Genomic DNA, 12,477 nt, shown 5'->3' with positions numbered 1-12,477 from the left:
GAGAATATGAATTACCGCCTGACCGGTCTGGCGCTGGCCAGTGTATTGCTGGTGGGATGCGCCAGCTCCAAACCGGCTGACAACGATCAACCTGCGCAGCGCAGCGATCCGTTTGAAGGCTTTAACCGCACGATGTTTAATTTCAACTACAACGTGCTGGATCCGTATGTCGTGCGTCCGGTGGCGGTGGCCTGGCGCGATTATGTGCCGGTGCCTGCGCGTACTGGGATCAGCAATGTGCTCAGTAACCTTGATGAACCGGCGAGTATGGTCAACGCCTTCCTGACCGGCGAGCCGCGTCGTGCAATGATCCATTTCACCCGTTTCTTCCTGAACTCGACGTTAGGATTGGGTGGTTTTATCGACGTAGCGGGCAAAGCTAACCCTGAGCTGGCGCGTGAAGAGCCGCACCGTTTTGGTAGTACGCTGGGCCGTTATGGCGTCGGTTATGGACCTTATGTGGAACTGCCTGCTTACGGTAGTTTTACCCTGCGTCAGGATGGCGGGGACTATGTTGATACCCTCTATCCAGTGCTGGGTTGGCTGACCTGGCCAATGTCGATAGGTAAATGGACGCTGGAAGGGGTGGAAACCCGTGCGCAGTTGCTGGATAGCGATGCTATTCTGCGTCAGCAACAGGATCCTTATGCGTTTATCCGCAACGCTTATTTCCAGCGTAATGATTTCCTGGCCCGTGGCGGTAAGCTGAAGCCAGAAGAAAACCCGAACGCTAAAGCGATTCAGGGCGATCTCAACGAGATTGATGCGGAATAAATGAAAAGAAGGCGGCTGATTTAGCCGCCTTCTTATTTGTAACGGCGCGATTTATCGCGCCGCTACGAACGGGGTGCACAACAATGTACACCCGTATTCATCAGAACTTATAGTTAAAGCCTGCTGCATACAGCATCGCTTTCCCTTCCGATCTAAAGGTGTAGTCACCTTCTTTAATCGTTACGTTCTGGCCGTGCATGTAGGAAATACCAATATCCACTGACGCATCCTTGTTGAACGCATAGGACGCACCGGCGCTCAGCCACAGACGGTCCTGGTCCGGGATCGAGATAGAACGTTTATCTGCCGGTACCGGGCTGTCATCAAAGGCGATACCGCCACGGAAGGTCCAGTTATCGTCGTAGAAATAGGTGGTACCCAGCGCGATACGATAGGCGTCGTGGAAGCCTTCATCTTTATAGAACAGGGTCTGACCATTGTTGGTGGCTTTCAGCTCCTGGAACTGGCTCCAGCTGGTGTAGGTCAGGCTATAGTGCACCGCCCATTGTGGCGCAACTTTATGCCAGCCAGACACTTCCCACATTTCCGGCAGATTGAGTGTCAGTGAACCTGGGATCGTCGATCCCCCTGTGGCATACGGCAGACCTAAACCCATCGCCTGGTTAATGGCGTTAACAGAGGTCGGCAGGTCACTTTTGTAATCGCCATCAAAGTCGATTTTCACTTCAGAACGATAGGTAAAGCCAAAGCGGTTGTTTTTATCCACTTCATACAGGATACCAGCGTTCCAGCCATAGCCCCATTCGTCGCCTTTCAAATGGGCGATTTGGGTATTAGCCGGAAGACCCAGCGCAGCACCAGATTCACCGGCGTAACGTTCGATTTTCGCTTTGGCATACACCGCATCAAAACCGATACCAAAACTGAAATGTTCATTCAGACGATAAGCGGTGCTGATATTAAAATTACCGGTGGTTAAATCGGTAGTACCGCCGTAAGCGCCTGCGGTGTAACCGTTATTAAATTCTGTCGCCAGGCCATAGTTAGAGGTGACCGAAGCCCCCACCCACCACTGATCGTTAATCGGGTGCACATAGTGGATATTGGGAATCCACTGGTTCGGGGCGATGTTTTTGGCGTCGAGGCTACGGCCCGTTGGGCTGGTGCCGCTAATATTCACATCCGGGTCGATATACACCGCACCAATTGAAAACTCGGGGCGGTCCATCAACGCCATGGTTGCAGGGTTGCGGCTGGCGGAGGCGGCGGTATCACCCATTGCGCCTTCACCTGAATAGGCACGGCCTAATCCGATTGCTGAAAATTCATTAAGTTGAAAGCCAGCAGCGTAAACATGAGAAGAGACGAGCGCGACTGCAGCTGCCACAGCTGACTTTGCAAACAGGTTCTTATGGTTCATGACCACAACCTCATCAATTATTATTAAACGTTGTTACATCGCGTAACAAGGGTCGGCGGATTGTAGGGACTGACGACAGAGACACATATCAGACCAGTGCGACGAGTATAGGTCGGACCTGTGTATTTGTTGCAATAATGTTTTTAAAATATTTCCAATTTGATCGATAAAATCAGATCTGCTTAACAAAATCCTTGCCGTTACGTTCCAGCATAGCGAGTCAAATTTGTTTTGGATCAATTTTTAGTGTGATATTCGTCACTTAGCAGGTTGAGCGTGGCGACGGTAAGGCTTCAGGCGTACACTTTGTGGCAGAAAAAATTCCTTTTTGTCTGTTTTATCGTCAGGAGAAAGCCATGACTGATGCCATTAATAAATGCAGCGCCAACGAAACCGCAGCCTGCTGCTGCGTTGATGTGGGGACTGTTGTCGACAACACCGATTGCACTGCCAGCTGGTCTGGATTGTTTGCCGACCGCCATGCGGCTGAAGCGATGCTGAAGCACCTGAGTGAGCGGGCGCGACAGGTTGAATCCGAGCCGTGCGATATCCGCCCACAACTGGAGAATGAAGCCGAAGGCGTGCGCCTGAATATCGATTTCATCTTCGCCTGTCAGGCAGAATCCCTGATTTTCCAGCTCGGTCTGCGCTAATCCCCCCAACTGCCGGACTTGGTTCCGGCAGTGTTTGTTAATTTCGTGTTTCTCCTCGCACTTTTTTCCTCTGCATATTGGCGACTTACGCGCTCCTGGTTAACACTGATGATCAGGTCAGACCTCTTTGGGCAATGACGCCCCGGTCGAATAGCACAGGTGACAGGCAATGAGCAAAGCGCAGCCGCTGCTGACGCGTCAGGGCGAACGCATCGCCATAACCCACGGACTCCGTACCCCGTTTGCCCGCCAGGCGAGTGATTTTCATGGTATCCCGGCGCTGGAGCTGGGACGGATGGTGGTGAGCGAATTAATGGCCCGCAGCGAATTGCCGGTGGAGGTTATCGACCAACTGGTGTTCGGCCAGGTGGTGCAAATGCCGGAAGCACCCAATATCGCCCGTGAAATCGTGTTGAGTAGTGGATTGAGCGTGCATACCGATGCGTACAGCGTCAGCCGGGCCTGTGCCACCAGTTTTCAGGCAGTGGCAAATGTGGCGGAAAGCCTGATGGCGGGTAGCATTGATGCCGGTATCGCTGGCGGCGCGGATTCCTCTTCGGTATTGCCGATTGGCGTCAGTAAAACCCTGGCGCGCGCGCTGGTTGATCTTAACAAAGCGCGTCGCTTCAGCCAGAAGCTGCAAATTTTACGTCGCCTGCGCCCGCGTGACCTGTTGCCGGTGCCACCGGCGGTGGCTGAGTATTCCACCGGACTGCGCATGGGGGACACCGCCGAGCAGATGGCGAAAACGCACGGCATCACCCGCGAGCAGCAGGATGCGTTAGCCCTGCGTTCACATCAGCGTGCGGCGCGTGCATGGCAATCTGGTGTGCTGTCACAGGAAGTGATGCCTGCCTTTGTGCCGCCGTGGAAAGCCCCGATCGAGCAGGATAACAACGTCCGTTTTAACGCCAGCGCTGCCGACTATGCGCGGCTGCGTCCGGCGTTTGACCGTCAGCATGGCACAGTAACCGCCGCCAACAGCACGCCGCTTACCGACGGTGCAGCCGCCGTGATTCTGATGCGTGAAGGGCGTGCGCGTGAGTTGGGCATCACTCCGCTTGGGTATCTACGCAGCTACGCGTTTAGCGCCATTGATGTCTGGCAGGATATGTTGCTGGGACCGGCCTATGCCTCGCCTCTGGCGCTGGAGCGTGCTGGTATTGGCCTCAACGACCTGACCCTGATTGATATGCATGAAGCTTTCGCCGCACAAACCCTGGCAAATTTGAAAATGTTTAATGATGAACGCTTTGCGCGCGAGGTGTTAAACCGCCCGCATGCGCTAGGTGAGGTGAATGAAGAACGTTTTAACGTGCTGGGGGGATCGATCGCCTATGGTCATCCCTTCGCCGCGACCGGCGCGCGGATGATCACCCAGACGTTACAGGAATTACGGCGACGCGGTGGCGGGCTGGGACTGGTGACCGCCTGTGCAGCGGGTGGCTTAGGCACCGCAATGGTACTGGAGGCCGAATAATGCATGATTCTGCGTTCCACCTGCATATGCGCCTCGATCACATTGGCGTGATCACCATTGATGTACCGGGCGAGAAGATGAACACCCTGAAAGCTGAATTTGTGCCGCAAATTCAGGCGGTGCTGGCAGAAGCCCGCCGCGATCCCGAGCTGGTCGGGCTGGTATTGATCTCCGGTAAACGTGACAACTTTATCGCTGGCGCGGATATCAGCATGATTGACCGCTGTCAGACGGCGGATGACGCCGAAGCGCTGGCTCGGCAGGGACAAGAAGTGATGGCGGCTATTGCGGCGCTGCCGTTTCCTGTCGTGGCGGCGATTCACGGTGCCTGCCTGGGGGGCGGGCTGGAGTTGGCGCTGGCGTGTGATGCACGTATCTGCTCGCTGGATGACAAAACCCGTTTGGGTCTGCCGGAAGTTCAGTTGGGATTGCTGCCCGGTTCTGGCGGTACGCAACGTTTGCCACGGTTAATTGGTCTTCAGCAGGCGCTGCCGTTGCTCCTGACCGGGAAACAACTGCGGGCGAAGCAGGCGCTAAAGCTGGGGCTGGTTGATGACGCGGTCCCGCAATCCATTCTGCTGGAAACCGCCATTGCGCGAGTGCTGAAGGGGAAAAAGACGCTGCGAACGCTGCCATGCCGTGATCGACTGTTGCAAGGGCCAATCGCCCGACAGGTGGTGTTCGCGCTGGCAAAACGTCAGACCGACAGCAAAACCCACGGCAACTATCCGGCTGTCGAGCGTATTTTACAGGTGGTGCGTAGCGGGCTGGATCAAGGTAGCAGCGCCGGTCATGAAGCAGAAGCGCGTGCCTTTGGACAACTGGCGATGACCCGCGAATCGGTCGCGCTGCGCAGTTTATTCTTTGCCTCCACGGCGATAAAGAAAGAAGCCTTTGCTGATGCTGAACCGCGCGAGCTTCAGCATATCGGCGTGCTCGGTGGCGGGCTGATGGGCGGGGGTATCGCCAGCGTCACGGCGTTGAATGCCGGATTGCCGGTACGTATTCGCGATATTAACCTCAGCGGCATTAATCATGCGTTGCAATATAGCTGGGATCGCCTGACGCAGCGCCTGAAACGCCGCCAGATCAAGGCGGCTCAACGTCAGCAACAGATGGCGTTAATTAGCGGAACGCAGGATTATCAGGGATTTGCCCGGCGAGACCTGGTGATTGAGGCGGTATTTGAAGATCTGGCGTTGAAGCAGCAGATGGTGGCAGAAATTGAAAGCCATTGTCAGACGTATACCATTTTTGCTTCCAACACCTCATCGCTGCCGATTGGCGACATTGCTGCCAAAGCCCAGCGCCCGGAGAACGTGATCGGTCTGCATTTTTTCAGTCCGGTAGACAAAATGCCGCTGGTGGAGGTGATCCCGCACGCAACCACCTCGGCAGCAACCCTGGCGACTACCGTGCAGCTGGCGCGCCAGCAGGGTAAAACCGCCGTGGTGGTGGCGGATAAACCGGGCTTCTACGTCAACCGTATTCTGGCGCCCTATATAAATGAAGCGATGCGTTGTCTGCTGGAAGGCGAACCAATTGAACATATTGATCGAGCGCTGGTGAAGTTCGGCTTTCCGGTGGGGCCGTTGCAGTTGCTGGATGAGGTGGGGATTGACGTTGGCAGCAAAATCAGCCCGATTCTGCAACAGGCATATGGCGATCGTTTTAGCGCGCCGGAGGCCGTCGCGGCGATTCTGGCTGACGATCGCAAAGGACGTAAAAACGGCAAAGGCTTCTATTTATATCAGCGCGCACGTTTCCCGATGAAACGCAAAGCCGATCCGTCGCTTTACACGCTGCTCGGCATCAAACCGCAGGCCAGGCAAAGTGAAGGGCAAATCGCCACGCGCTGCGTCATGATGATGCTGAATGAGGCCGCTCGCTGTCTGAACGAAGCGGTGATTCGCAGCGCGCGTGATGGCGACATTGCCGCTGTGTTTGGCATCGGTTTTCCGCCGTTCCTGGGCGGCCCCTTCCGTTATATGGACACGCTGGGTGCCGCAGAAATGGTCAATACATTAAACGCCTTAATGCAGCAGCACGGTGATCGTTTCGCACCTTGTGACACTCTGATGACAGCGGTACAAGAGCAAACGAAATTTTACACTTCTGCACAAATCTGAATAGGCTTACAGATTCAGCGGGTTAGAAAGACGGTTCGGATAAGGCTTATGCGGTAGCATTCTGAGATATGCTTATTTAATAAACAACCGGTTGACTATACTGAAGCCATTGCGGTAAAACACAGCGTTCATTCGCAGAATGAAGCGTCTGGTGCTGTGGTACCGGATGATATCGACAAACAACAGCGGTGCTTTATGCAAGTTTTTATCATGCGTCATGGCGATGCGGCTCTGGAAGCAGCAAGTGATTCAGTCAGACCACTCACGCTTTGCGGATGTGACGAATCACGCCAGATGGCGAGCTGGCTCAACGGCCAGGCGCTGGATATCGAACGGGTGCTGGTCAGCCCCTATCTGCGTGCCGGGCAAACCCTGGCAACGGTACGCGAAGCCCTGACGCTGCCGGAAGGGCAGGACGTGTTGCCAGAGTTGACGCCGGGTGGCGATCCGGGGCTGGTGGCCTGCTATTTACAGGCGCTGGCGAACGAAGGGGTGAAATCGGTACTGGTGATTTCGCATCTGCCGCTGGTGGGGTATCTGGTTTCCGAGTTGTGCCCGCAGGAAACGCCACCGATGTTCGCAACCTCCGCCATTGCCTGCGTCAATTTTGACCCGGCAACCTGCGAAGGCAAGCTGGAGTGGCAGGTCAGTCCCTCGAAACTGGCCAAAGCGATGTAATCCCGCTATGGGCCGCTGCGGCGGCCCCATCCCTCAAGGCAATTCTGGCGGTTGCCACTCTTCCACTTCAATCAATACCAGCAAGGCTGCATCGCCACCGAACAATTTTGGTGCCTGATGAAACGCCATCACCCACGGATGTTGTGCCAGCCACAGCGGCGTTTGCTGCTTGAGGATGTGTTTGCCGTGCCCGGTCATCACACTGGCGCAAAACAGGTGCTCGCGCCGACAGGCGGCGATTAGCGCACCCAGCTCCTGCTTGGCTTGCATCTGGGTTAAGCCGTGCAGATCGAGAAAGATCTCCGGGGTGTAGTCGCCACGCCGCAGTTTTTTCAACTCATAATGGCTGACATCGGCGCGCACGTAACGCACCGGCCCGTCGCTGGACAGCAGCGGCCGAAACTCGTCGGAGAAATAATGGCTATTATCGGCCTGTTCGGAAAGCAGCCTTTTCAGCGGAACTTCACGCGTTTTCACCACCGGTTTATGCACGATGGTGTCCTGTTTCAGCTTGCGTGTTCCGGTCATTAACTGGCGGAACAGCGCCTGATCGTCCTGGCTTAGCGGCGTCTTTTTACTCATGTCTCAATTGGTATCTTCAGGAATGGCGGGGGGTTCTGAGGTCCTACCTTACCTTTAAGTGTTAACAAATGTCAGCTTTTTCGCCTCGCCGCGCTGAATTCTGCCCGGCTTCGTGGCAAACTATCGGCCGATTGATTTTATGGCCTGCTGGAGGGCTACGTGGACAAAATTTTCGTCGATGAGGCAGTCAACGAACTGCACACCATTCAGGATATGCTGCGCTGGGCCGTCAGCCGTTTTTCTGCGGCCGGTATCTGGTACGGTCACGGCACAGACAACCCCTGGGACGAAGCGGTACAACTGGTCCTGCCCACCCTCTGGCTGCCGCTGGATATCCCGGAAGATATGCGCCATGCGCGCCTGACTGCCAGCGAGCGTCATCGTATCGTTGAACGCGTAATTCGCCGCGTTAACGAGCGCATTCCGGTGGCCTACCTCACTAACAAAGCCTGGTTCTGCGGCCATGAATTTTACGTTGACGAGCGCGTGCTGGTGCCACGTTCGCCGATTGGCGAATTGATTGACAACCGTTTTGCCGGACTGATCGCCGAAAACCCAAACCATATCCTTGATATGTGTACCGGTAGCGGTTGTATCGCCATTGCCTGCGCTTATGCTTTCCCGGAAGCCGAGGTGGATGCCGTTGATATCTCCACCGATGCACTGGCGGTCGCAGAGCAGAACATCGAAGAACATGGTTTGCTGAACCACGTAACCCCGATTCGTGCCGACCTGTTCCGTGGCCTGCCAGAGGTGAAATACGATCTGATCGTCACCAACCCGCCTTACGTCGACGCCGAAGATATGGATGACTTGCCGGGTGAATATCGTCACGAACCGGAACTGGGGCTGGCCGCAGGTAGCGATGGCCTGAAGCTGGTGCGTCGTATCCTCGCCTGTGCGCCAAATTACCTGAGCGAGCAGGGCGTGCTGATTTGCGAAGTGGGCAACAGCATGGTGCATATGATCGAACAGTATCCCGATGTGCCTTTCACCTGGCTGGAGTTCGACAACGGTGGCGACGGCGTATTTATGCTGACTCGTCAGCAAATCGTTGACGCGCAGCATCATTTCTCATTCTTTAAAGACTAAAAGCGAACAACGCAACAAGGATTCAGCATGGCCGGAAACAGCATCGGACAATTTTTTCGAGTAACCACGTTTGGCGAGTCGCACGGTATTGCGTTGGGCTGTATTGTCGATGGCGTACCGCCGGGCATCCCTCTGACCGAAGCCGATATTCAACACGATCTCGATCGTCGTCGTCCTGGCACCTCGCGTTATACCACCCAACGCCGCGAGCCGGATCAGGTGAAAATTTTGTCAGGCGTGTTTGAAGGTGTGACCACCGGCACTTCAATTGGCCTGCTGATTGAGAACACCGACCAGCGTTCCCAGGATTACAGCGCCATCAAAGATCTGTTCCGTCCCGGCCATGCAGATTACACCTACGAGCAAAAATACGGCCTGCGTGATTACCGTGGTGGCGGCCGTTCCTCGGCACGCGAAACTGCGATGCGCGTGGCGGCGGGTGCCATCGCCAAAAAATATCTACAGATGAAACACGGCATTCAGGTGCGTGGTTATCTGGCGCAGATTGGCGATGTGGCTTGTGAGTTGAAGGACTGGAGCATTGTCGAAGAAAACCCGTTTTTCTGCCCGGATGCTGACAAGCTGGAAGCGCTGGATGAACTGATGCGTGCGCTGAAAAAAGAGGGTGACTCCATTGGTGCCAAAGTGACGGTGATGGCAGAGAATGTCCCTCCGGGCCTCGGTGAGCCAGTGTTTGACCGCCTCGATGCTGACCTGGCCCATGCGCTGATGAGCATCAACGCCGTGAAAGGCGTTGAGATTGGCGACGGTTTTGCGGTGGTGAACCAGCGTGGCAGCCAGCATCGCGATGAAATCCGTGCTAACGGTTTCCAGAGCAACCATGCGGGCGGTATTCTCGGCGGTATCAGCAGCGGCCAGACCATCAGCGCAAACCTGGCGATGAAACCGACTTCGAGCATCACCGTACCGGGTAAAACCATCACCCGTGACGGCGAAGAAGTTGAGATGATCACCAAAGGTCGTCACGATCCCTGCGTCGGTATCCGCGCGGTGCCGATCGCTGAAGCGATGATGGCGATCGTGCTGATGGATCATCTGCTGCGCCAGCGTGCGCAGTGTGCTGACGTTAACTCCACTGTTCCACGCTGGTAAATCGATGCGTCGTCTGCTGCTTACCCTTGCCGCGCTGCTGTGTACCGTCGCCGTCAATGCTGCCACACCGTGGCAGCAAATTTATCAACCGATTAGCGGTGCGCCACAGTCAATTGGCAGTTTTGCCAATGGCTGCATCGTGGGTGCCCAACAATTGCCGTTGAACTCGCCCGATTACCAGGTGATGCGTCAGGACCAGCACCGCTATTTTGGTCATCCTGATTTGATCGCCTTTATTCAGCGTCTCAGCAACCAGGTGCATCAACTGCAACTGGGGCAGGTGTTGATTGGGGATATGGGTATGGCGGCAGGTGGACGTTTTAGCAGCGGTCACGCCAGCCACCAAACCGGGCTGGATGTCGATATCTGGTTGCAACTGCCACGCAATCGCTGGACGGCGCAGCAACTGTTAAAACCACAACCTCTCGACCTGGTCGCCCCGGATGGCAAGCAGGTGGTGGCGCGTCATTGGCAGCCGCAGATCGATAGCCTGATTAAACTGGCGGCGAAAGATGATGAAGTGACACGTATCTTCGTCAATCCGGCGATCAAAAAGCAGCTTTGCGCCGATGCAGGAAGCGATCGCGGCTGGCTGAATAAAGTGCGTCCGTGGTTTGCGCATCGCGCACATATGCATGTCCGACTGCGCTGCCCGCCGGGGAGTCTGGAGTGTCAGGATCAACCTGCGCCGCCTCCGGGAGACGGTTGTGGTGCGGAACTGGAAAGCTGGTTCCTGCCGAAACAGCCAGGCACCACGGCCCCGGTCAAAAAAGAACCGCCACCGCTGCCCGCTTCGTGTCAGGCATTGTTGGATAACCATCTGTTATAACAGGGATGTAACAACATTATGGAATGGTTTGTAGCCAGCCCTCTGGTGCTGGTGGTGTTATTTGGTGTCTCGGTGCTGGCGGCTTTTATTGATTCCATTGCCGGTGGGGGTGGCCTGTTGACCCTGCCGTCACTGCTGGCGGCCGGACTTTCCCCGGCCCAGGCGTTAGCCACCAATAAGCTGCAATCGGTCGGCGGCTCTTTCTCCGCCAGCCTGTACTTTGTGCGTCGTGGGGTAATTAACCTTCGAGCACAGCGCTTGAATATCGCCATGACCTTTATCGGCGCGATTTGCGGTGCGGTGCTGATCCAGCATATCAAGGCCGATATTCTGCGCCAGGTACTGCCGCTACTGCTGATCAGCATTGGCCTATGGTTCCTGCTGATGCCGCGTATTGGTGAGCAGGATCGTGCGCAGCGCCTGCACGGTTTGGCTTATGCGCTGGTGGGCGGGGGCTGTGTCGGTTTTTACGATGGCTTCTTCGGTCCCGGTGCCGGTTCCTTTTACGCGCTGGCTTTCGTCACCCTGTGTGGTTTTAATCTGGCTAAAGCGACCGCGCACGCCAAAATCCTCAATTTCACCTCCAACTTCGGCAGCCTGCTGTTCTTTATGTTTGGTGGCAAGGTGGTGTGGGGCACCGGCCTGATTATGCTGCTGGGTGCGTTTTGCGGTGCCAGACTCGGCGCGCGACTGGTGCTGAGCCGTGGTCATAAACTGATCCGCCCGATGGTGGTGACGGTCTCTGCGGTGATGAGCGCCAAACTGTTATGGGATAGTCACGGCAGCGCATTGCTGGCATGGATGGCCACCCTGTGATCAAACACTCGTCAATACCGGCAGCCGATGCGACAATGACGCCGGTTTTCAACAGAACAATGACATCATGAGTACAACACACCATTACGAGCAGCTGATTAGCGTGTTCGATAGCTGCTTTCAGGACGAGTTTCAGACGCGTCTGGTTAAAGGCGACGACGAACCCATTTATCTTCCGGCAGATGAAACCTCACCGTGGCATCGCATCGTCTTTGCGCACGGTTTTTACGCCAGCGGCATGCATGAAATTTCCCACTGGTGTATCGCCGGTGAGGCGCGGCGTAAACTGGTGGATTTTGGTTACTGGTATTGCCCGGACGGGCGTGATGCGCAGACGCAAAACCAGTTTGAATCGGTGGAGATTAAGCCGCAGGCGCTGGAGTGGATGTTTTGTATGGCGGCAGGCTTTCCCTTCAACGTAAGTTGTGACAATCTCGAAGGAGATTGTGAGCCAGATCGCATTGCGTTTCAGCGGAAGGTGCATACCCAGGTGATGACCTACCTTGAGCAAGGCATTCCGGCGCGCCCGGCACGGTTTATTCAGGCATTACGAGATTATTACGGCACCCCTGCGCTGACTGCGGCACAGTTTCCCTGGCCGGAAGATCTGTGACCATTAATGAAGGAAAATTGAGATGATCGTAGAATTTGAGTCACGCATTCTGGCGCTGATTGACGATATGGTGGATCACGCCAGTGACGACGAATTGTTTGCTGGCGGTTATCTGCGTGGACACCTGACGTTGGCGGTGGCCGAAATTGAACAAAGTGGCGAGCACACGCCGGAAGCGCTACAGATTCAGGTCACTAACAGCCTGCAAAAAGCCATCGCCGCCGGTGAGCTGTCACCACGCGACCAGGCGCTGGTAGTGGGTATGTGGGAAAACTTGTTTAACCAGGCGCGTCAGACCGTCTAAGCCGCTTCCGTAACGGCGCGATAAATCGCGCTG

At 55.6% G+C, this 12,477-nt stretch carries 13 protein-coding genes; 11 read left to right on the top strand and 2 right to left on the bottom strand.

Annotated elements, in window-relative coordinates; all coding sequences use genetic code 11:
- The first annotated feature begins 6 nt into the window (after window positions 1-6).
- Window positions 7-774, top strand: a complete 768-nt coding sequence (mlaA, locus tag AC6I8T_RS14825; RefSeq protein ID WP_021185130.1) for a phospholipid-binding lipoprotein MlaA — start codon at window positions 7-9, stop codon at window positions 772-774.
- A gap of 100 nt (window positions 775-874) precedes the next feature.
- On the opposite strand, the gene fadL is transcribed toward mlaA, so the two are convergent.
- Entirely contained in the window at window positions 875-2,155 is a 1,281-nt protein-coding gene (fadL, locus tag AC6I8T_RS14820) for a long-chain fatty acid transporter FadL (protein WP_208723889.1), read from the bottom strand.
- 356 nt (window positions 2,156-2,511) lie between these two features.
- On the opposite strand from fadL, the gene AC6I8T_RS14815 reads away from it, so the two are divergent.
- From AC6I8T_RS14815 to sixA, 4 genes are all read left to right on the top strand, one after another.
- Window positions 2,512-2,808: a YfcZ/YiiS family protein gene (locus AC6I8T_RS14815; protein WP_208723890.1), complete on the top strand. Its 297-nt coding sequence runs from the start codon at window positions 2,512-2,514 to the stop codon at window positions 2,806-2,808.
- A 169-nt stretch (window positions 2,809-2,977) separates the two neighbouring features.
- Window positions 2,978-4,288 carry an acetyl-CoA C-acyltransferase FadI gene (gene fadI, locus AC6I8T_RS14810; protein ID WP_208723891.1) on the top strand — a complete coding sequence of 437 codons (1,311 nt, stop codon included), beginning with the start codon at window positions 2,978-2,980 and terminating at the stop codon, window positions 4,286-4,288.
- The gene (fadJ, locus tag AC6I8T_RS14805) at window positions 4,288-6,417 is read left to right on the top strand and encodes a fatty acid oxidation complex subunit alpha FadJ (protein WP_497834077.1); all 2,130 of its coding nucleotides are present in this window, start codon (window positions 4,288-4,290) and stop codon (window positions 6,415-6,417) included. Before fadI ends, fadJ begins: the two co-directional genes overlap by 1 nt.
- Before the next feature lie 195 nt (window positions 6,418-6,612).
- A complete protein-coding gene (gene sixA / locus AC6I8T_RS14800) occupies window positions 6,613-7,095 on the top strand; it encodes a phosphohistidine phosphatase SixA (RefSeq protein ID WP_036626869.1) in 483 nt (160 codons plus the stop codon).
- A gap of 33 nt (window positions 7,096-7,128) precedes the next feature.
- Here sixA and smrB read toward each other — a convergent pair whose 3' ends face one another.
- Window positions 7,129-7,677, bottom strand: coding sequence for an endonuclease SmrB (gene smrB, locus AC6I8T_RS14795; RefSeq protein WP_497834076.1), 549 nt, complete (start codon window positions 7,675-7,677; stop codon window positions 7,129-7,131).
- A 159-nt stretch (window positions 7,678-7,836) separates the two neighbouring features.
- Here smrB and prmB point away from each other — a divergent pair, with 159 nt between their 5' ends.
- The 6 genes from prmB (at window position 7,837) to AC6I8T_RS14765 (ending at window position 12,444) form a co-directional block, all read left to right on the top strand.
- A complete protein-coding gene (gene prmB / locus AC6I8T_RS14790; protein WP_208723893.1) occupies window positions 7,837-8,769 on the top strand; it encodes a 50S ribosomal protein L3 N(5)-glutamine methyltransferase in 933 nt (310 codons plus the stop codon).
- A 27-nt stretch (window positions 8,770-8,796) separates the two neighbouring features.
- The gene (aroC, locus tag AC6I8T_RS14785; RefSeq protein WP_021185123.1) at window positions 8,797-9,882 is read left to right on the top strand and encodes a chorismate synthase; all 1,086 of its coding nucleotides are present in this window, start codon (window positions 8,797-8,799) and stop codon (window positions 9,880-9,882) included.
- A gap of 4 nt (window positions 9,883-9,886) precedes the next feature.
- Window positions 9,887-10,711: a penicillin-insensitive murein endopeptidase gene (mepA, locus tag AC6I8T_RS14780; protein ID WP_497834306.1), complete on the top strand. Its 825-nt coding sequence runs from the start codon at window positions 9,887-9,889 to the stop codon at window positions 10,709-10,711.
- Window positions 10,712-10,729: 18 nt separating this feature from the next.
- Window positions 10,730-11,527, top strand: coding sequence for a sulfite exporter TauE/SafE family protein (locus AC6I8T_RS14775; RefSeq protein WP_497834075.1), 798 nt, complete (start codon window positions 10,730-10,732; stop codon window positions 11,525-11,527).
- 67 nt (window positions 11,528-11,594) lie between these two features.
- A complete protein-coding gene (locus AC6I8T_RS14770; RefSeq protein WP_208723894.1) occupies window positions 11,595-12,140 on the top strand; it encodes an elongation factor P hydroxylase in 546 nt (181 codons plus the stop codon).
- Window positions 12,141-12,162: 22 nt separating this feature from the next.
- Window positions 12,163-12,444, top strand: coding sequence for a YfcL family protein (locus AC6I8T_RS14765; protein ID WP_036626867.1), 282 nt, complete (start codon window positions 12,163-12,165; stop codon window positions 12,442-12,444).
- Window positions 12,445-12,477: the final 33 nt, after the last annotated feature.

This window comes from Pantoea sp. X-Soil-OKNW-556 (assembly GCF_059730695.1).
Note: the sequence above shows the minus strand (reverse complement) of the source record. Positions and strands in the feature narration are given on the sequence as shown.

What these genes read in the sequence shown, in the direction of transcription:
- aroC (WP_021185123.1), top strand. Translation starts at nt 8,797, where the DNA reads ATGGCCGGAAACAGCATCGGACAATTTTTTCGAGTAACCACGTTTGGC.
- AC6I8T_RS14815 (WP_208723890.1), top strand. Translation starts at nt 2,512, where the DNA reads ATGACTGATGCCATTAATAAATGCAGCGCCAACGAAACCGCAGCCTGC.
- mepA (WP_497834306.1), top strand. Translation starts at nt 9,887, where the DNA reads ATGCGTCGTCTGCTGCTTACCCTTGCCGCGCTGCTGTGTACCGTCGCC.
- fadJ (WP_497834077.1), top strand. Translation starts at nt 4,288, where the DNA reads ATGCATGATTCTGCGTTCCACCTGCATATGCGCCTCGATCACATTGGC.
- fadI (WP_208723891.1), top strand. Translation starts at nt 2,978, where the DNA reads ATGAGCAAAGCGCAGCCGCTGCTGACGCGTCAGGGCGAACGCATCGCC.
- AC6I8T_RS14770 (WP_208723894.1), top strand. Translation starts at nt 11,595, where the DNA reads ATGAGTACAACACACCATTACGAGCAGCTGATTAGCGTGTTCGATAGC.
- smrB (WP_497834076.1), bottom strand. Translation starts at nt 7,677, where the DNA reads ATGAGTAAAAAGACGCCGCTAAGCCAGGACGATCAGGCGCTGTTCCGC.
- mlaA (WP_021185130.1), top strand. Translation starts at nt 7, where the DNA reads ATGAATTACCGCCTGACCGGTCTGGCGCTGGCCAGTGTATTGCTGGTG.
- sixA (WP_036626869.1), top strand. Translation starts at nt 6,613, where the DNA reads ATGCAAGTTTTTATCATGCGTCATGGCGATGCGGCTCTGGAAGCAGCA.
- AC6I8T_RS14775 (WP_497834075.1), top strand. Translation starts at nt 10,730, where the DNA reads ATGGAATGGTTTGTAGCCAGCCCTCTGGTGCTGGTGGTGTTATTTGGT.
- AC6I8T_RS14765 (WP_036626867.1), top strand. Translation starts at nt 12,163, where the DNA reads ATGATCGTAGAATTTGAGTCACGCATTCTGGCGCTGATTGACGATATG.
- fadL (WP_208723889.1), bottom strand. Translation starts at nt 2,155, where the DNA reads ATGAACCATAAGAACCTGTTTGCAAAGTCAGCTGTGGCAGCTGCAGTC.